The sequence below is a fragment of the Campylobacter concisus genome (genome assembly GCF_001298465.1).
In the GTDB taxonomy this organism is placed as follows: domain Bacteria; phylum Campylobacterota; class Campylobacteria; order Campylobacterales; family Campylobacteraceae; genus Campylobacter_A; species Campylobacter_A concisus.
In genome coordinates this window covers 482182-501944 of sequence record NZ_CP012541.1, presented here as the reverse complement: position 1 = coordinate 501944, position 19763 = coordinate 482182, and the positions used below count along the sequence as shown (strand labels likewise).

Below are 19763 nucleotides of genomic sequence, written 5' to 3'. Positions count from 1 at the left end.
TTATGAATAATACTAAAAAGCAAGGAAGCCTTGCCATAAGATTATTTACCAATCTTGCCTTTTGGGTTGTGATCGGTATTGTTGGTGGCGTTATCGTTGGCATGGTCGCACCTGAGCTTGGTATAGCAAGCAAGCCAGGCATTGATTATTTTATAAAAGCACTTAAAATTTTGATTGGTCCTATTATCTTTTTAACGATCGTTTCAGGTATCGTTGGACTTGAGAGTTTAAAAGATCTTGGGTCTATTGGATTAAAGGCATTTATCTATTTTGAGATAGTTAGCACACTTGCACTTGCTGTCGGTATCATCTTTGGCGAGACACTTCGTCCAGGACATGGTATGAATCTTGACTATACTCAGCTTGATGCCTCAAGTGTGGCTAAATTTACATCTCAAGCTGCAAATATGGACGCAAATAGCGGATTTGTAGCACATACACTTCATCTTTTAAGAGGTGCTGTGCCAGTAGATGACATTTTCCCATACGTGCATATACTTGATCCATTTATAAAATCAAACACACTTCAAGTACTTTTCATGGCTATTATCGTTGCCATCGTACTTTCGCTGCTAGCTCATGATAAAAAACAAGCTTGCCTAAAGCCACTTGAATTTATCCAGCACTATGTCTTAAAACTTCTTAGTTGGCTTATGCTCTTTAGCCCAGTGGCTGCATTTTCAGCTATGGCTTATCTAATCGGCAAATTTGGTATCGGAACGCTTCTTGGCATGATGGAGCTTTTGGTTGTTATGGCACTTGCGAGCTGCTTTTTTATCTTTGTCGTGCTTGGCATTATTTGCTATTTTGCAAAAATCAATGTCTTTAAATTTATGCGTTTTATTTCAAAAGAGGTATTGGTAGTCTTTGCGACAAGCTCGAGCGAAACAGCTCTTGCGCCACTTATGCAAAAGCTAGAATCAGCTGGTATAAATAGAGGCGCAGTTGGACTTATCATCCCGACTGGCTACTCATTTAACCTTGACTGCACCAACATCTATCTAAGCTTAAGCGTTATCTTCTTAGCGCAGGCTTTCAACATCCCGCTAAGTTTTGAGCATCTAATAAGTATTCTAATCGTGCTAATGATAACAAGTAAAGGCGCTGTTGGCGTGACAGGCTCAGGCTTTGTCGTCCTTGCAGGCACACTAAGCGCACTCCCAAGCACTGGCATACCAGTTGTCACCGTGGCTGTGCTACTTGGCGTTGATAAATTTATGTCAGAGATGCGTGCAGTTGGTAATCTCTGCGGTAACGCTGTTGGTTGCATGATAGTTTCTATCTGGGATAAAAAAGTCGATATGGATAAATTTAGATACGCACTAGATCATCCAGAGGAATTTCACTTTCACTCATAATATACATTTATAACTATAAGGGCAACTTTGCCCTTATTTTTTCTTTTTACCCTAAATTTATGCAATCTATCTCCTCCTAAAACCTATAAAAATTTTTAGAAAACAGTAGCACAATAAATGATATTTGATACTTGGTTCAAGCACAGAAAAAACTAGGCTAAGTGTAATAGGAAAATTTTATTAGTAACTCATATATTTGGCAATATCTAATATTTTGTTACTTACTAGAATAAATTTACAAATGTAACAATTGAACTTGGAATTTAGAAGAAAGATACTTTAATATCAAAAATGCCAACTAAAAAAACTAGCCTTGCAAAATTTTTTGCAAGGCTATGCAAATTAAGCTTTTGGACCAGCTTTAGCGTACTCAACGCCCTCTTTTACATCTTCGTAACGTTTGAAATTTTCAACAAACATTTTAGCTAGCTTGTCACGTGAAGCGTTATACTCAGCCGGATGCGTCCATGTGTTTATAGGATTTAGTAGCTTTGTCTCGACGCCATCAAGCTCTTTTGGAATAGCGAAGTTAAATTTATCAAAATTTTCAAACTCACATTTTGTGATGCTGCCATCAAGGATCGCATTTATGCAAGCACGAGTTGCTTTTATGCTCATACGCTTGCCAACGCCGTAAGCACCACCACTCCAGCCTGTATTTACAAGATAGACATTAACGCCGTGTTTATCTATTTTCTCGCCAAGTAATTTTGCATAGACAGTTGGATGAAGTGGCATAAATGGCTCGCCAAAACAAGCGCTAAAAGTAGCGACTGGCTCGGTGATACCGCGCTCTGTACCAGCAACTTTTGCTGTGTAGCCACTTAGGAAATAATACATAGCCTGCTCTTTTGTAAGCTTCGCAACTGGAGGAAGCACGCCAAAAGCGTCAGCACTTAAAAAGATGATATTTTTTGGATGGCCAGCGCTTGAACTTGGTTCGTAGTTGTCGATGTGATAGATCGGATAGCTCACGCGTGTATTTTCAGTCTTTGAGCCATCTTTGTAATCAACCACACCCTTTTCATCAGCCACGACGTTTTCAAGTAGCGCATCACGCCTGATCGCTGCGTAAATTTCTGGCTCACTGCTTGGATCAAGATTGATACATTTTGCATAGCAGCCACCCTCAAAGTTAAACACGCCATCATCATCCCAGCCGTGCTCGTCATCGCCTATTAGTTTGCGTTTTGGATCAGTTGAAAGTGTCGTTTTGCCAGTACCTGATAGGCTAAAAAATAGCGCTGTATCGCCTTTTTCGCCTACGTTTGCAGAGCAGTGCATACTTAGTTTACCTTCAAGTGGCAACCAGTAGTTCATCATAGAAAAAATACCCTTTTTCATCTCACCACCGTACCACGTACCGCCGATCACTGCGACATTTTCCTCGACGTTGAAGATAACAAAGACATCTGAATGTAGCCCATCAGCCTTATATTCTTCATTTTTTGTTTTACAAGCGTTATATACTACAAAATCAGGCTCAAATTTAGCTAGCTCTGCCTCGCTTGGGCGGATGAACATATTTTTTACAAAGTGCGCTTGCCACGCTACTTCGGTGACAAAACGGACTGATTTTTGGCTCTTTTTACTAGCTCCACAAAATGCATCTTGGATGAAAATTTCCTTGCCGCTAAGCTGCTCTTTTGCTTTTTTAAGAAGTTTATCAAAAAGCTCTTTTGTGATAGGCTGATTTATCTTACCCCAAGCGATGTATTTTTGACTTGGATCTTGCTTGACAAAGTACTTATCTTTTGGGCTTCTTCCAGTAAAAATTCCAGTATCAACCATAAATGTGCCGTTACTTGAAACACTGCCCTCGTTGTTTGCCTTTTCAAGCTCAAAAAGCTCGTCATAGCTTAGATTGTGATTTATCTTTTTGATCTCTTTTAGACCTAGCTCGTCTAGTTTATTTATCATGTTATTTCCTTTTAAAATTTTCATTTCTTTATAAATTCTGACCTAAAAGTCATCAAAATGTTAATCAAATTTCGCTTAACACTCTCTTTTTAAAATGGGCAAATTTATTTAAATTTAGCCACCACTTGATTGTTCGCGACACTTTGACCTTTGCTAACCTCAATAGAGCCTATCACACCATCTTTTGGGGCTTTGACCTCTATCTCCATCTTCATCGCCTCAAGCACGACTACAGCTTGCCCTTTTTTGACTTGATCGCCAGGACTTACTAAAATTTTATGCACAGCGCCTGGCAAGCTAGCAACGATATCATTTGCTGTTATGCCTGCTGCTGCACTTTTAGCATTTTTTACGCTCTTGCCTTCAACTTCAGTGATCGATTTTACTTGGATGCTATCGTTAAAGCCTTCGCTTACTTCGACATTGTAGCGGCTACCATTTACAACGACACTATATCTGCCACTTTGAGTTTGTCTGCATTCATTTGCCTTAGCGTTTGGATCGATCTTTCTTACATTTACTTTGGCTTCGCCTTTTAAGAATGCGATACCCTTTTCTTTACAAGCTGCTGCTATAAATATATTTTCTTCGGTAGTTTTTATATTGTTTTGCTTTAGAATTTCTTTTACGTGAGCAAGCGACTTACTCTCATCTTTATCAGCTATATCAACTGCGTGTTTTGTAGTTGGTTTTAAGCCTAGTTGCTCACTTGCAAGCTTGATGATCTCTTTATCAGGCGTAACTGGTGTCTTGCCAAAGTAGCCAAGCACCATTTTACCGTAGCCCTCTGCAATCTTTTTCCACTTGCCAAACATTACATTATTAAATGCTTGTTGGAAGTAAAACTGGCTAACAGGGGTTACTGAAGTACCGTATCCACCCTTTTGCACCACTTCACGCATCGCAAGGATGACCTCTGGAAATTTATCTAAGATGTTGTTATCTCTCATCATCTGGGTATTTGCAGTAAGTGCGCCACCAGGCATCGGTGAAAATGGTATGAGTGGGCTTACTTGCACGGCCTCAGGTGGCAAGAAATACTCTTTTAAGCAGTCATTCAAAACGCTTTCGTATTTTAAAATTTTCTCCACGTCAAGTCCGCCAAGATCGTAGTTTTTGCCTTTTACTGCATGAAGCATAGTTAAGATATCTGGTTGACTTGTACCACCACTTACTGGGCTTGCGGCTAGATCTATGCCATCAATGCCAGCCTCAAGCGCTGCAAGATAGCAAGCAACACTTACGCCTGCGGTTTCATGAGTGTGAAGTCTGATATGAGTTTTTTCTGGTAGTAGTTTTCTAGCCATTTTTATGGTTTCATAGACCTTTTGTGGGCTGCTTGTGCCACTTGCATCTTTAAAGCAAACGCTGTGATAAGGGATGTTTGCATCTAAAATTTCTCTTAAAATTTTCTCATAAAATTTAACATCATGAGCCCCCACACAGCCATTTGGTAGATCCATCATAGTAACGACGACCTCATGTTTTAGTCCATGATGAGCTATTCTCTCGCCTGAATATTTTAAATTTTCAACGTCATTTAGTGCGTCAAAATTTCTAATGGTGGTGGTTCCGTGTTTTTTGAAAAGCTTTGCGTGAAGGTCGATTAGCTCACGACTACCAGTATCAAGTGTTACGGTATTTACGCCCCTGCTTAGGGTTTGAAGATTTGCTTTTGGTCCTACGATGCTTCTAATTTTATCCATCATCGTAAAAGCATCTTCATTTAGGTAAAAATAAAGGCTTTGAAATCTCGCTCCGCCACCAAATTCAAAATGCTCTATGCCAGCCTCTTTGGCTGCTTCAAGCGCGGGCAAAAAGTCGTTCATAAGCACTCTAGCGCCATAAACTGACTGAAAGCCATCTCTAAAGGTCGTATCCATAACATCGATAAATTTCTTCGCCATCACCCACCTCATTAATTTTATAAATTTATTTAAAGAATTCATAGAAAATGGCTAAATTGGTTAGAAACTCAAATTAGCCATTTTGCTTGTTTTTTGGTATTTTACAACCAAAAACTTTTATATCATTTAAAAAGTGAGAGTAAGAAGTTTAATAATCCGCCGTGGCTCGCATCAAGCATTGGCTTTAATTCCATTAGAAAGACGCAGAAAAATACAAGTACAGCAAGCTGAATAAAAATATAAGGCACAACGCCTTTATAAATAGCAGTCGTTTTTATCTCAGCTGGTGCGACTGACCTTAGGAAAAATAAGCTAAAACCAAATGGTGGTGTCAGGAATGAAGTTTGCAAATTCATTGCAACTAAGATTGCTAGATAAATTGGATTTATACCAAGCTTTGCGGCTATTGGTACCAAGATAGGAAGCACAATATATGAAATTTCAACAAAGTCGATAAAAAAGCCAAGCACAAAGATGACAACCATGCTAAAAATGATAAAGCCCCACTTCTCACCTGGTAAATTTGTCATAAATTTTTCAACAATCTCATCTCCACCAGTATAACTAAATACCATAGAAAAGGCTGTCGCACCAACAAGTATGGCAAAGACTAGAGCTGTGGTTTTTACGCTTTCTGCCAATGCCTCTTTTATCATAGAAAATGAAAATGTCCTATAAAAAATAGCTAAAATAATGGCTCCAACGCAGCCAAAAGCTGAACTTTCAGTTGGTGTAGCGATACCTGCAAATATAGAGCCCAATACACAAATAACAAGTAAAAGCGGCGGAAAGATAGCAATTAGTGCTCTCATGATCTGCTTAAATTTACTAACACCGCTCTCATCTTTTACTACCGGTGCAGTATCTGGTTTCAAATAAGCAACAATCAAAATATAAATAATATAAACTGCTACAAGTGTGAGTCCTGGTATGATGGCTTGATGAAAAAGCTCACCAACTGGCACTGAAAATATATCACCCAAGATAATCAGCACAATAGAAGGTGGAATGATCTGTCCAAGCGTACCAGCGGCACATATAGTGCCACAACCTAGCGCTTGGTCGTATTTATACTTTAACATAACAGGCAAGCTTATAACGCCCATCGCAACGACACTTGCACCAACAACACCAGTTGAAGCTGCAAGAAGTGCTCCAACCAAGATAGTGCTAATAGCAATACCTCCGCGAATTTCTCCAAAAAGCATACCCATACTCTCAAGTAGCCTCTCAGCTAGTTTTGACTTTTGAAGCACAACGCCCATAAAGACAAAAAGTGGAACTGCTATAAAAATTCTACTCTCCATGATAGAGAAAATTCTATAAGGCATGAAGTTAAACATATCTTTGAAGACTTCGATACTTCCAAGCAGCCCGTCTCCGTCTCCAATACTCTCAACAATACTACCAATCATGCCAAATATCATCGAAACCGCACCAAAGGTAAAGGCTACTGGAAAGCCAATGCCTAGCATCAAAAGTGCAGCTATAAACATTATCAAACCAGCCATTATTCCCCCTTTTTAGCTTTTTTGTAAAGATTAAAATTTCTTATAAAAAAGCCAATCGCAAAAAATACAAGCAGATAAAAAGAAAAAGGGATAAGTGCTTTTATGATCCATCTGTGAGTAAGACCGCCTGGATCTGCACTAGCTTCAGCTGAAGTATAAGCATCACTCACAAATTCAAATGATAAATTTGAAACCAGAAGTGCAAATGGGATTACAAAAATAACAGTTCCTATCATATTTATAAGAGCTTTATTTTTTGGTGAAAATTTAGCATAAAAGATATCAACTCTAACGTGTGCATCTTCTTTTAATGCATAGCTCATGCCAAGTAAAAATATTACAGCAAAAAAATGCCACTCAAGCTCCTGAAATGCGACATTACCGTAAGAGAAAAAATATCTTGCCACAACGTTAAAAAAGACATCTATTATCATCAAAGCCATAATAAACATGCAAATATAGCCGACTATATCGCCGACCTTATCAAAAAATTTCTCAACTTTTTGCATAACCAACCCTTAAAAAAACAATTTATTTATCATGATGATAAATACGCAAACTGGTGCCACATATCTTAATAAAAAATACCATGCACTAAATACAAAGTCGCTCATATATGGACTAAATAGCACATAAAGTGCCTCTCTTTTCATAAAATATCCAACAAATATCGCTCCACCAATACCACTAATTGGAAGCAGAACATTTGAAGCGGTAAAGTCAAGAAAATCAAAGAAATTTTTACCAAAGAGCATAAATTTGTCGCCAACATTTTCTATATTTGATAAAAGACATAAAAATCCTAAAACAAAAACACCAGCTCCAACTATACTAAGAGCTTTTATCCTGTTAATGCCATACTCTCTGATCAAGAAAAATACAAACGGCTCTACGATAGAGATGGCTGAAGTAATGCCAGCAAAGATAAGCGCAGCAAAAAATGCTATAGCTAAAATTTGACCTATCACGCCAAGCTTAGCAAAGAGCGTTGGAAGCGAGATAAAGACAAGTCCTGGTCCTTGAGACGGCTCGGCACCAAATTCAAATATAAATGTAAAGATAACAAGACCCATCATGATGGCTAAGACGATATTTATAAAGACGATACTTAGCGTAGAAGTGGCTAAATTTGTATCATCGCTTAGGCTAGCTGAATATGTAATGATCGCTGCCATACCAAGAGATAGTGTCCAGAAAGCAAGACCAAGAGCAAGCAAAAGCGAGTTAAATGAAATTTTGCTAAAGTCGGGAACAAGTAAAAACTCAGCCGATTTTGTAAAACCATTCATTGTCATAGAAAAGATAAGCATGATTAAAACCATGATAAATAGGCTTGGCATCATCCAAACATTTAGCTTTTCAATACCACTTTTCACACCTTTTGAAAGGATAAAAAAGCAAGCTACAAATGCTATAACAAAATAAAGTGTCTGCTCGCCAAGACCATGCGTAAGAAGCTCATTAAATATTACTTTTGAACTTTCTATATCGTTTGGAAGACCGGTAAAAGATAGGCTGAAATACTTAAAGACCCAGCCGATGATCACAATATAATAAGATGAGATTATGGCTGCGGTTACCATAGCTAAAATTCCAACCAGCTGCCATAAATTTTTATTTTTATTCGCCAACTTTCTAAAGGCATTTACACTATCGCTCTCACTAAGTTTGCCGATACTTAGCTCTGCCATAAAGATAGGTATGCCAACTAAAAACGTTATCAAAAGATATAAAATAACAAATGCCGATCCACCATTTTCACCAACCATATATGGAAATTTCCATGCATTGCCAAGTCCAACAGCTGACCCTGCAACTGCTAAAACATAACCTATTTTAGAAAACTGTTCTTTTGCCATTATGCAATCTCCCTTACTAACACCACAAAAACTAGAACTGGTGCCACAAACCTTATTAAAAAATACCAAATTTTAAAAACAATCTTACCCATATAAGGCAAGAATAGCTCTTTTAAAAGCTCAAATTTCATAAAGTATCCAACAAAAATGGCAAATATAATGCCACCAAGTGGGAGCATAATGTTTGAGCTAAGATAATCAAGCAAATCAAAAAAGCTCTTACCAAAAAATGTAAGTGCTTCTTTAAAAACGCCAATACCGCTTAACGCACATAAAATCCCTAAAACATAAACTACGGCACCGACAATAATAATTGATCTATTTCTACTAAATCCCAAACTTTTATTTAAGAAAAATATAAATGGCTCGACTAGCGAAATAACCGATGTTATACCAGCAAAAAATAAAGATGTAAAAAATGCAAAAGCCAAGAAATTTCCAAGCAAACCAAGCTTTGCAAAAAGCGTTGGAAGCGAGATAAATGCTAACCCTGCCCCCTTTGATGGCTCTGAGCCAAATTCATAGGTGAATGTAAAAACTATAAGCCCTATAATTACGCTAATAATTATATTTGCAAAGACTACATAAAGCGATGAAGTGAACAAATTTGTATCATCACCAAGACTTGATGAATAAGTAAGTATGCAGCCTATACCAATACACATCGTAAAAAAAGCAAGTCCAAGAGCGTTTAAAATAGCACCTTGATCAATTTTTGAAAAGTCTGGCACAAGTAAAAATTTAGCCGCCTCGTCAAAACCATTCATACCAAAAGAGTAACCAAGCATTAGTAAAAGCAAGACAAATAAAGCCGGTATAAGATAGACATTTATGCGTTCTATGCCACTTTTAACACCCTTTGTCAAGATAAAAAAGTAGGCAAAAAAGGCGATACTAAAATATAAAATTTGCTCAAATGCGCCATTTGAAGTAAAATTTACAAAAAGTGCCTCTGAGTGTGTGATATCTTTAGGAAGCTCGCCAAGGCTTAGGATGACGTATTTTAGCACCCAGCCGATAATGAGCGTATAAAAAGAAGCTATCAAAAGCCCTGTTACCATTATAATGCCAGCAAATTTCCATAAATTTGACCCCTTTGTGGCTAGGCTCTTAAATGCTCCAACCGTATCAAGACGAGAAATTTTTCCCATTGCCATCTCAGCAAAAAATATACTAAGGCCAACAACAAAAGCAAAAAATAGATATATAAGAATAAATGCTGAACCACCGTTACTACCGACCATATATGGAAATTTCCATGCATTACCAAGGCCAATAGCCGCTCCAATGATAGAAAGAACAAAACCAACTTTACTAAATCTATCCATCATTTACCTGCTATTTGATAGATCATAATGACACAAATTGCGATTGGTACGATGTATCTTAAAGCAAAATACCAAATTTCAAAAAATACTTTTCCCATAAATTCACCGAAGAGTAGATATAGGCTCTCTTTTTTAAGTTTATAGCCAACAAAAAAACTAAAAATTATGGCACCTATTGGCATCATAATATTTGATGTAAGAAAGTCGAGCGCGTCAAATACTGGCTTGCCAAATATACTAAATGTGCTGGCCGTATCAGAATAGTATGAAAATATACAAAAAATTCCCAAAACATAGACAAAAGCGCCTATATAAAGAAGTGCTGCCTTGCGTGAAATTTCAAATTTTCTAACCAAATAATAAGCAAAGGGCTCGATCATCGAAACCGCACTCGTGATACCTGCAAACAAAAGCGATATAAAAAATGCAACCGCCATGACGTTGCCAACGACGCCAAGCTTTGCAAAAAGCGTGACAAGCGAGATAAAGATAAGACCCGGGCCACTTGCCGTGCTATCAGCTCCATAAGCAAATATAAATGTAAAGACCACAAGCCCCATCATAATGCCTATTAATATATTTATAAAAATGATAGAAAGTGTTGATTTTATTAAATTTGTACGCTCTGGTAAATTTGCAGCATATGTTGGTATGACGCCAACGCCCATAGATAGCGAAAAAAACGCAAGTCCAAGAGCCTGTAAAATCACATCTGGTGTGATCGCACTAAAATTTGGTACAAATAAAAATTTAGCCGCCTTCACAAAGCCATCGCCCATGCTAAGCGCGTAAAAAAGCATACAAACAAGTAAAACAAAAAGGCTTGGCATCATCCATATATTTAGCTTTTCTATGCCACTTTTTACGCCTTTTGAAACGGCAAAAAATACCATTAAAAAAACTATGCTAAAGCAAAGTACACTACTAGTTAAGTCATTTGCTAAAAGTGTATTAAACTGCACTGCTGCTTCTTTAGTATCAGCCAAAAGTGGCGAAAAACTAAGATAGATATACTTTAAAATCCAGCCAATAACCACCATATAAAATGAAGCTATCAAAATCGCGCCGATCATAAAAAAGCCAGAGAGAGACCACGCTTTTTTATGCTTTGGAGCAAGCTTATAAATAGAGCTTACGACGTCGCTTTCACCGAGCTTTCCTATACTAAGCTCCGCCAAAAATGCCACAAATGCGATAGCAAATGTAAGGAGCAAATATAAAATTATAAATGCTGAACCGCCGTTATTTCCTACCATTGTAGGGAATTTCCAGGCATTGCCAAGACCTACAGCGGAACCTGCCATCGCAAGAACAAAGCCTATTTTTGAAAATTTTTCATTTATCATTGAAAACCTAGGATTAAGAATAAATTAATTTTTTTAAAAGATAGCATAAAAAAACTTTTATTTTTCTAAGCCAAGAATTTTTTATAGGCAATTTAAATTTTTAGTGTTTTTATTTGAAACAAAGTTTTGTTTTTGTAATATTACGGCTCATAAAGTTTAAGTAGGGGACAGATCCGAAAGAGCTTTAAAATTTTAAAGGAGCAACGATGAAAAAGATCGTGTTTTTAATTCTTGGTCTTGCTGCATTCGCATTCGGCGCTGATGGCGAGATGATCAAATCATATTCAGTTATCGCTGGTAGTATTGGCCTTGGCCTTGCAGCTCTTGGTGGCGCTATTGGTATGGGCAATACAGCTGCTGCAACAATTAGTGGAACAGCTAGAAACCCAGGTGTTGGTAGCAAACTTATGACTACAATGTTTATTGCTCTTGCGATGATCGAAGCACAAGTTATCTACGCACTTGTTATTACACTTATCGTTCTTTACGCAAACCCAATGCTTGGCTAAGCGTAGAGCTTAAATTTAGCCCCCTCTTTGGGGCTTTACTCTTTTTGCGATCATGGTGGAATTGGTAGACACGCTATCTTGAGGGGGTAGTGCCGCTAGGTGTGCGAGTTCGAGTCTCGCTGATCGCACCATCTAATCTTACACTTCAAAGTTCAAAATCTTACAAAATTTAAAAAGGGGAATTTATGCTAGATAAAAAGCGTGCTTTAAAACAGCTACAAAATGAAGCAGATGATACCGCTATCTATACATTACTCGAAGCTAGTGAAAAAAGTGAAGAAAATAAAAAAATACTTCGTAAATTAATCACTGAGGAAAAACGACATTATGCTTTTTGCCAAAAGATAACAGGTGAGAGCAGAACTGCAAATTTATTCAAAGTCATCTTCTATACGATACTTGTTAAAATTTTTGGTACATCTTTTACTTTAAAATTTATGGAGTCACGTGAAGAAGACGCAGAGCAATTTTATCTTGGTATTGTTGATGAGTATCCTGAAGCTAGAGATATTTATAATGAAGAAGTAAATCATGAAAATAATTTAATTTCTATGCTAAAAGACACGAAACTAGTCAATGCCGGTGGTATCGTTCTTGGTATGAATGACGCATTAGTTGAGCTAACTGGCACGCTAAGTGGCATCGCTCTAGCTTTTTCAAATACAAAATCAGTTGGTGCAACAGGCCTTATCATGGGCATTGCAGCTGCTCTTTCTATGGCAGGGTCAGCCTATCTCGAGTCAAAAGAAAATCCAAGTGACGAGATCAAACCGCTTACCTATTCGCTCTACACAGGTGGTTCGTACATCATAACAACGGCGTTTTTGATACTTCCATTTTTCATCTTTTCAAGTGGTGTTTACGCTGTCTTGTCGATGTTTTTCTTTGCCTTTGTTGCCATTATCACTTACAACTTTTACATAAGCGTGGCAAAAGAGCTTAAATTTTTGCCAAGAGTGATTGAAATGTGTGTGATAACTTTTGGTGTTGCGATCATTTCATTTGGCATTGGCTTTTTAGTCAAGCACTATTTTGGCCTAGATATTTAATCCAAAATTTCATACCAAGTGTAGCTATCGTCTCCAAAATTCCCACTAAATAGTGGCTTTAAATTTAGATCAAGGCTTAAATTTTTACCATCCTTAAAATTTGAGCTTTGATAGATAAGTAGCCATTTTACGTTTGCTAGCTTGCCATCTTTTGCAAGCTTTAAAAACTCATCAGCTCCTTCAAACATAGTAAGCCCTGTTAAATTAAGCTCTTTTTGAATGCTGACTTTTCTATCTGGCACACTAAAGAGCGGTATTGTCTTATCAAATTTATCACTTCTTGAGTAGATTATGACATCTGGATTTTTACCGCCACTTACTAGCCTACTGTCAAGCTTTGGGCGATCAACTCGCACTGTATTGCCACCGATCACTATCGTATCTATGACGCTTCTAAGTTTATGGACGTGCGTACGGCTAAGCTCATTTGTGATGATGCCGCCACTTGCCACGCCGTTTTTACTAAGGGCGATTTTTAAAAAAATAAATCCACCATTTTGATAGGCTAAAAATGGCTCAAGTAGCTTGTCACAACGCTCTTTTAAAACACTAAATTTCACCCTCATACCAGCACTTTGCAGTAAATTTGCGCCACCACTTGCTACCTTATTTTCATCATGACTGCCTATTATTACCTCTCTAAAACCTAGCTCTTTTAGCAAATTTGCACAAGGTGGCGTTTTGCCATGATGCGAGCAAGGCTCAAGAGTGACGTATGCTTTTGCATTTTTTAGTAAATTTGCGTGATTATTTAGTAGAAATTCGTAGGTAAATTTTGGCTCTAAAAGGCCAAATTCGCCCTCTTTTATATTAGAAGCAAATTTGGCGTTATACGCCTTTATGAAATCATCTTTAAATTTTTCACTTTTTTTGCAAAGTGCAAAGAGTATCGCTGTTGGTTCAGCGTGCAAATATCCAGCCTTTTCATGAGCCTTGCAAGATAAAATTTGACCATTTTCATCAAGAATAAGACATCCAACGGCTGGATTTGGATAGGTCAGGATCTGAAATTTCCAAGCCTCGCTTAAAGCAAGATCCATGTAAAATTCGTCGTTCATCTTAACAAGCTATATTTATTTTCCTATATCTTTTATCTCATCAACAAGAGTTTTTGAGATCAAGTCGATATCGGTCGGCTCATCCTCCGCGTCCCACCTAAAAGCAGCAATCTCTGCCGAAACGGCGATATCTTTAAAATAGCTATATTTCGTTGTAGAGAGTGGTATAGCGTAAGAAACCAAAAGCCTATCAGTGTTATCATAAATTTTCACGCTATAGCGAAAGTGTGGCTTGTTTAACGCCTTGCCACCCCAGTTAAACCATCTTTCATAGTCCATTTGTATTTTTATCTTGAAGCTATTTTCATCCCCTAAAATGCCCTGCTCTTTTAGATGTTTGTTTATAAATTCCACAAACTCATCACGAAGTTCGCTTTCATTTTTATAGTTAGTGTTGTGCTCGTATCTAGTTGGTTGATTTGTCAATGTTAGGTTAAAATCACTAACAATGTATTTAGCCACGCCTTTTTGTATCGGCGTTGGCTCAACATTATATTTATATCTTCCCCCACATCCAACAAAGAAAATACCTAAAACTATTAAAAAGAGTATTTTTACAAATTTCATATTTCTCCAAATTTACGACAAACCGTCGATCTTGCCATCTACGTCTATCTTCATATTGACAGCGGCTGGTACTTTTGGAAGTCCTGGCATCAGCATGATCTTACCACAAACCGCGACGATGAAGCCGGCTCCCGTTCTAATGTCAAGGTCTTTTACGCTAAATGTAAAGCCCTTTGCTCTTCCCAAAAGCTTCGCATCGTCGCTAAATGAGTACTGCGTTTTGGCGATACAAACTGGCAAATGACTCAAATTTAGCTCTTTTATCATCTCAATCTTTTTAAGAGCGGCCTCTTCAAAGACTACCTCGCCAGCTCCATAAATTTCCTTAGCGACTTTTTCTATTTTAGTTTTCGTATCATCGCTCATCTCGTATGTGAAATTTATCTTACTTGGCTTATCGCATGCTTTTAAAACTAGCTCAGCAAGCTCAAGTGCACCTTTACCACCTTTTAAGAAATTCTCACAAACTGCCACTTCTACACCAAGCCCACGGCAGTATTCTTTTACGAAATTTATCTCTTCATCAGTGTCAAAGCCAAATTTATTAAGCGCCACAACTACGTTTTGACCAAATTTGACTTTTAAATTTTCGATGTGTCCGCCAAGGTTTTCGATACCTTTTTTAAGGGCATTCATGTCTGGTTTTGTGATCTCGTCTTTATTTGCTTCGCCGTTATATTTTAGCGATCTGATCGTGCTTACAAGCACCACAGCACTTGGTTTGATGTCAGCAACCCTGCACTTTATATCTAAAAATTTCTCCGCGCCAAGCTCCGAGCCAAAACCAGCTTCAGTGATGACGTAGTCAGCTAAATTTAGAGCTGTTTTTGTTGCGATGACGGAGTTGCAGCCGTGTGCGATGTTTGCAAATGGGCCGCCATGCACGAGCGTAGGTGTGTGTTCAAGTGTTTGAAATAAATTTGGTTTGATCGCATCTTTTAAGAGTATGCAAACAGCGTCCTCACAGCCTAGATCACGCACATAGATAGGCTTTTTATCGCTATCATATGCGACCATTATGTTTGCCACGCGCTCTTTTAGATCAGAAAGGCTTGTGGCTAGACAAAGCACAGCCATGATCTCGCTTGCGGCGGTGATGTTAAAGCCATCTTCTCTTGGCACGCCATCAGTCCTGCCGCCCTGCCCCACAGTGACAAATCTTAGCGCGCGGTCGTTCATATCCATACAGCGCTTCCATAAAATTTTCTCTATTTTTAGTGGGTTTTCTTGATAGAGGCTATTATCTATCATGGCAGAAATCAGGTTATTTGCCGATGTTATCGCGTGAAAATCGCCAGTAAAGTGTAAATTTAGATCCTCCATCGGCGCTAGCTGCGAGTAGCCGCCACCTGCTGCTCCGCCCTTTATGCCAAAAACTGGCCCAAGAGATGGCTCGCGAAGTGCTAGGCAGACCTTTTTATTAAGCAAATTTAGTGCGTCAGCTAGACCTATTGACATAGTCGTTTTGCCCTCGCCGTATGGGGTTGGATTAGTCGCGGTGACTAAGATGAGTTTTGAGTTTGATGGCTCAAGCCTAGGGGAAATTTTAGCCTTAAATTTGCCGTAAAGCTCAAGTTCGTCTTCGTTTAAGCCTAGTTTTGCGGCAACTTTACTGATGTGTTCTAACTTCGTTTGGTGAGTTATCTCGATGTCGCTTAGCATTTTACCACTCCAAATATGTTTTTGCTTTTTTTATCTCACTAATGTTGATCTCAAAAATTCCCTCTTCGTTTTCTACTGCGATGCTCTCTTCGTCAGCTTTTACAAGCCTTCCTGCAAATTTCTCACTCTCGGTTTGAACTTTAACTAGCTCACCAACGCTCGCTTTAAAATGCGAAGACTTACTAAGCTTTCTCTCAAGGCCAGGCGAGCTAACCTCAAGGTTGTAGTCTCCACTAACTGGCGGTGTCACGTCAAAGATAGGCGAGAGCAGACGGCTCACTTTTTCGCAATCATCAAGGCTCACTCCGCCATTTTTTGTGATGTAAACTCTAAAAATAGCCCTACCATTTTCATTTGCGATCTCGCTGTCATAAAGCTCTACGCCGCACTCGCGTACTAGTTTGTCTAAATTATCCATTTTTGTTTAAATCCTTTGAAATTTTATCAAACAACTTATCCATATGGTTTTGATACTCTAATCTATCGTCAAATTTAAAGTGAAAATTTGGACATCTATACCAGCCCTCAGCAGCCATGCAGTGGTTTTGCAAGTGCCTGCAAACTCGCTTTAAATGCCCCAAAATATACTCTTGCTCGCGCTCGTCAAACATCATCTTGTCAAGATAGACAAAGGCGTCATATCTGCCCTTTTTGCACTCGACGTCAGTGACGCAAAGCCCCTTTAAAATGCTATCTTCAAGAGTGGCTAGAGCCTCTGGTATGAGCTCTTTTAGCACGCTCTCTGTCCTCATACGCTTTATTTCGTTAGCGTTCATAGAGTAGCTTTCTCCTTGACTTCTTTGAAGCTTTCGATGTAGTCATTTTCTCTGATGTCGTTGAAATTCTCGATACCAACACCACACTCGTAGCCTTTAGCAACCTCTTTAACGTCATCTTTGAAGCGTTTTAGTGAGCTTACCGAGCCCTCATAAACGACCACACCTTCTCTAATAAGACGAATTTTTGCCCCTCTGTTTATCGTACCCTCAGTGACGATACATCCAGCGATTGCACCTACTTTTGGCACATGGATCACTTGGCGAACCTGAGCTTGACCAAGCTGCTCTTCTCTGATGATCGGCGACATTAGTCCGCCCAAAATCGCCTTCACATCGTCTATTAAGTTATAAATAACGTTGTAAGTTTTTATCTCGACGCCACTCTCTTTTGCCTTTTCTTTAATCTCGCCAGTTGGCCTTATATTAAAGCCAAGAATGATACAGTCATTACTTGCACCTGCAAGCGCAACGTCGCTTTGCGTGATACCGCCAACACCTGAGTGGATCACATTTACTCTGATCTCGTCATTTGCTAGTTTTTCTAGGCTCGCTTTTAGCGCCTCGAGTGATCCACCAACGTCAGCTTTGATGATGACTGGAAGTGTTTTTAGCTCGCCCTCAGCGATCTTAGCGCTAAGCTCATCGATACTAACTTTTGTGCTCTTACTAAGCTCTTTTTGGCGGATATATTCAGCCTTTTTCTGTGCATATTCTCGAGCCTCTTTATCAGTTTTTACGCCTATTAATGTCTCGCCAGCCTCTGCTATCTCGCTAAGGCCTACTATCACGCCACATTCGCCTGGTTTTATCTCTTTTAATGGCCTGCCCTGATCATCAAGCAGGCTTCTTATCTTGCCATACGCAACGCCTGCAACAACAGTGTCGCCAACATTTAATGTACCGTTTTCAACGATAATGGTAGCTACTGGGCCACGACCCTTTTGAAGCGAACTCTCAATAACTGTTGCTTTTGCATTTGCCTTTGGATTTGCCTTTAGCTCCAAAAGCTCAGCTTGTAAAAGTACGATCTCTAGTAAATCATCTATACCTGTACCCATTTTTGCAGAGATTGGCACAAATTCATACTTTCCGCCCCACTCTGTTGGCATGACATCAAGTTCAGCAAGACCTGTTTTTACTAGATCTGGATTTGCGGTTTCCTTGTCCATTTTGTTTATTGCGATGATTATTGGCACACCAGCAGCTTTTGCATGGCTAACTGCCTCTTTTGTTTGTGGTTTTACGCCGTCATCTGCCGCAACGACGATGATAACTATATCAGTTACACCAGCACCTCTTGCACGCATAGCCGTGAACGCTTCGTGACCTGGAGTGTCGATAAATGTGATGTTTTTGCCATTTTTATTTACCATATAAGCACCCACGTGCTGAGTAATACCGCCGGCCTCACCAGCTGCTACACGAGAATTTCTAATGTAATCAAGCAGTGAAGTTTTGCCATGATCAACGTGACCCATGATGGTTATGACTGGTGCTCTTGGCTGGAGATTTTCATCATCTTTTATCTCTTCTTCGTAGGCTGCTACATAGTCAAATTCTTTTTGATCGTCGATGATATTTACCTCAACATTAAACTCATCGGCTAAAATTTCAATTGCATCTTCGTCCAAAAAGTCATTTTTTGTTGTCATCATACCAAGCATAAACAGCTTGCCTATGACCTCGCTTGGCTGCTTGTTTAGCTTCTCGGCAAATTCATAAACACGAATTTCTTTCGGAATATTTATAGAGGTCACAGCTTCATTGTTTTGTTTATTTTCAGGCTTTTTATGTTTTTTTCTAGCTCTTCTTTGTATGCCGCCCTCGCCAAATGAATTTATTGTGTTATTGACTGTAGTTCTCATAACATTTGGCTGTTTTGTCTTTTGTGCTGGTGCTGGTGCTGGGGTTTTAAAACTAAAATCAGGAAGAACAACCACATCTTCATCTTCTAGCACGATGTCACCAAAGTCGCTTCCGCCAAGTAGATCCATCTTCTGGGCACTATCTTTTTTGCTTACGACTACTACTTTTTTCTCTTTTTTCTTTTTTCTTGCTAAATTTTCATCATTTGCAGAAAACATATTTTTAAAATCACTTATATTTGCCACCACTGGTTCTGTTTTTTTCTCTTCTTTTACAGCAACTGGGGCTTCGTAGTCCTTTTTCTTTTTAACTATTACAAGACCGCGCCTTTTTTGAGTTACATCAGCCAAGCTCTCTTTTGGCTTTGGTGTCTCGACTGGCTTTTGCTCAACCTTTGCAGGCTCTTCTTTTTTAGGCTCAGCTTTAGGTTTTTCCTCTGAAATTTCTACCTCTTTTTTAGGTTCAGCCTTTGGCTTCTCAGGCTTTTGCTCGACCTTAGTGGCTGCCTTTTTAGGCTCAGTCTTAGATTTATCTTCTTTTTTAGTTGACTCTTTTTCTGTTTCTTTTTTAGGCTCTTTTTTTGTCTTTGGCTCACTCTTTTTCTTTTTAAATTTATCTGGTATTACACCAGTTTGAACGTATTCATATATAGCCTCTGCTTCTTCAAGGCTAACAGCATTTGCGTGAGTTTTGACCTTTAGTCCTAGCTCTTGAGCTTTTTCTACTATTTCTTTGCTTGGGTAGCCAAGCTCATTTGCGATCTCTGAAATCCTAACATTGCTCATTTAAGAGTATCTCCTTTAACTTCGGTGCATCAAGTCCAAGAACACCTTTAGTTTGTTTATCAATTATTTTTTTTAAAATTTTGTCGTCTTTTTGCAAACAGCCATTACATAGATAAAAACTGCGACCATTTCCCTTGCCAAATTCTAAATTCTTACCTACCAAGCGGTATCTTTTTAGTAAGTTTTGAGAAATTTTAACTCTGCAAGCGACGCATGTCCTTACTGGATTATTTTTATTCATTATATCTTTTTAAACTTG

The 19763-nt window shown here is 38.6% G+C and carries 17 protein-coding genes and 1 tRNA gene; 4 read left to right on the top strand and 14 right to left on the bottom strand.

Translation table 11 applies throughout. The features are described from left to right. Window positions 1–2 precede the first annotated feature (2 nt). On the top strand, window positions 3–1358 hold the full coding sequence (locus CCON33237_RS02520; protein ID WP_054196251.1) for a cation:dicarboxylate symporter family transporter: 1356 nt from the start codon (window positions 3–5) through the stop codon (window positions 1356–1358). A 342-nt stretch (window positions 1359–1700) separates the two neighbouring features. Here CCON33237_RS02520 and pckA read toward each other — a convergent pair whose 3' ends face one another. The 7 genes from pckA to CCON33237_RS02485 form a co-directional block, all read right to left on the bottom strand. Next, window positions 1701–3275: a phosphoenolpyruvate carboxykinase (ATP) gene (gene pckA, locus CCON33237_RS02515; RefSeq protein ID WP_211256089.1), complete on the bottom strand. Its 1575-nt coding sequence runs from the start codon at window positions 3273–3275 to the stop codon at window positions 1701–1703. A gap of 107 nt (window positions 3276–3382) precedes the next feature. Beyond that, window positions 3383–5185 (bottom strand): biotin/lipoyl-containing protein, encoded by a 1803-nt coding sequence (locus tag CCON33237_RS02510; protein WP_054196249.1) that lies wholly within the window; start codon window positions 5183–5185, stop codon window positions 3383–3385. 122 nt (window positions 5186–5307) lie between these two features. Next, window positions 5308–6696 (bottom strand): TRAP transporter large permease, encoded by a 1389-nt coding sequence (locus CCON33237_RS02505; protein WP_054196248.1) that lies wholly within the window; start codon window positions 6694–6696, stop codon window positions 5308–5310. Further along, the gene (locus CCON33237_RS02500) at window positions 6696–7205 is read right to left on the bottom strand and encodes a TRAP transporter small permease subunit (RefSeq protein ID WP_054196247.1); all 510 of its coding nucleotides are present in this window, start codon (window positions 7203–7205) and stop codon (window positions 6696–6698) included. Before CCON33237_RS02500 ends, CCON33237_RS02505 begins: the two co-directional genes overlap by 1 nt. Before the next feature lie 9 nt (window positions 7206–7214). Further along, window positions 7215–8555, bottom strand: coding sequence for a sodium-dependent transporter (locus CCON33237_RS02495; RefSeq protein ID WP_054196246.1), 1341 nt, complete (start codon window positions 8553–8555; stop codon window positions 7215–7217). Further along, entirely contained in the window at window positions 8555–9886 is a 1332-nt protein-coding gene (locus CCON33237_RS02490) for a sodium-dependent transporter (RefSeq protein ID WP_054196245.1), read from the bottom strand. Before CCON33237_RS02490 ends, CCON33237_RS02495 begins: the two co-directional genes overlap by 1 nt. Next, complete coding sequence (locus CCON33237_RS02485; protein ID WP_081004423.1) at window positions 9883–11229, bottom strand: sodium-dependent transporter; 1347 nt, start codon at window positions 11227–11229, stop codon at window positions 9883–9885. Before CCON33237_RS02485 ends, CCON33237_RS02490 begins: the two co-directional genes overlap by 4 nt. A 206-nt stretch (window positions 11230–11435) precedes the next feature. On the opposite strand from CCON33237_RS02485, the gene CCON33237_RS02480 reads away from it, so the two are divergent. The 3 genes from CCON33237_RS02480 (at window position 11436) to CCON33237_RS02470 (ending at window position 12787) form a co-directional block, all read left to right on the top strand. Further along, window positions 11436–11738, top strand: coding sequence for a F0F1 ATP synthase subunit C (locus CCON33237_RS02480; RefSeq protein ID WP_054196244.1), 303 nt, complete (start codon window positions 11436–11438; stop codon window positions 11736–11738). 46 nt (window positions 11739–11784) lie between these two features. Next, window positions 11785–11869, top strand: a tRNA-Leu gene (locus tag CCON33237_RS02475). 54 nt (window positions 11870–11923) lie between these two features. After that, on the top strand, window positions 11924–12787 hold the full coding sequence (locus CCON33237_RS02470; protein WP_054196243.1) for a VIT1/CCC1 transporter family protein: 864 nt from the start codon (window positions 11924–11926) through the stop codon (window positions 12785–12787). Here the strand turns inward: CCON33237_RS02470 and ribD are convergent. From ribD to CCON33237_RS02435, 7 genes are read right to left on the bottom strand one after another with little or no spacing between them, the layout of a single operon-like run. Beyond that, window positions 12784–13845, bottom strand: a complete 1062-nt coding sequence (ribD, locus tag CCON33237_RS02465) for a bifunctional diaminohydroxyphosphoribosylaminopyrimidine deaminase/5-amino-6-(5-phosphoribosylamino)uracil reductase RibD (RefSeq protein ID WP_054196242.1) — start codon at window positions 13843–13845, stop codon at window positions 12784–12786. The genes CCON33237_RS02470 and ribD overlap by 4 nt on opposite strands. A gap of 15 nt (window positions 13846–13860) precedes the next feature. Next, window positions 13861–14412 (bottom strand): hypothetical protein, encoded by a 552-nt coding sequence (locus tag CCON33237_RS02460; RefSeq protein ID WP_054196241.1) that lies wholly within the window; start codon window positions 14410–14412, stop codon window positions 13861–13863. 12 nt (window positions 14413–14424) lie between these two features. Further along, window positions 14425–16074, bottom strand: a complete 1650-nt coding sequence (locus tag CCON33237_RS02455) for a formate--tetrahydrofolate ligase (RefSeq protein WP_054196240.1) — start codon at window positions 16072–16074, stop codon at window positions 14425–14427. 1 nt (window position 16075) lies between these two features. Further along, the gene (gene rimP / locus CCON33237_RS02450; RefSeq protein WP_054196239.1) at window positions 16076–16492 is read right to left on the bottom strand and encodes a ribosome maturation factor RimP; all 417 of its coding nucleotides are present in this window, start codon (window positions 16490–16492) and stop codon (window positions 16076–16078) included. Beyond that, window positions 16485–16850, bottom strand: coding sequence for a 30S ribosome-binding factor RbfA (gene rbfA, locus CCON33237_RS02445; protein WP_004317240.1), 366 nt, complete (start codon window positions 16848–16850; stop codon window positions 16485–16487). The genes rimP and rbfA overlap by 8 nt, the downstream gene beginning before the upstream one ends. Beyond that, on the bottom strand, window positions 16847–19504 hold the full coding sequence (gene infB, locus CCON33237_RS02440; RefSeq protein ID WP_054196238.1) for a translation initiation factor IF-2: 2658 nt from the start codon (window positions 19502–19504) through the stop codon (window positions 16847–16849). The genes rbfA and infB overlap by 4 nt, the downstream gene beginning before the upstream one ends. After that, a complete protein-coding gene (locus tag CCON33237_RS02435; RefSeq protein WP_054196237.1) occupies window positions 19491–19745 on the bottom strand; it encodes a YlxR family protein in 255 nt (84 codons plus the stop codon). Before CCON33237_RS02435 ends, infB begins: the two co-directional genes overlap by 14 nt. Window positions 19746–19763: the final 18 nt, after the last annotated feature.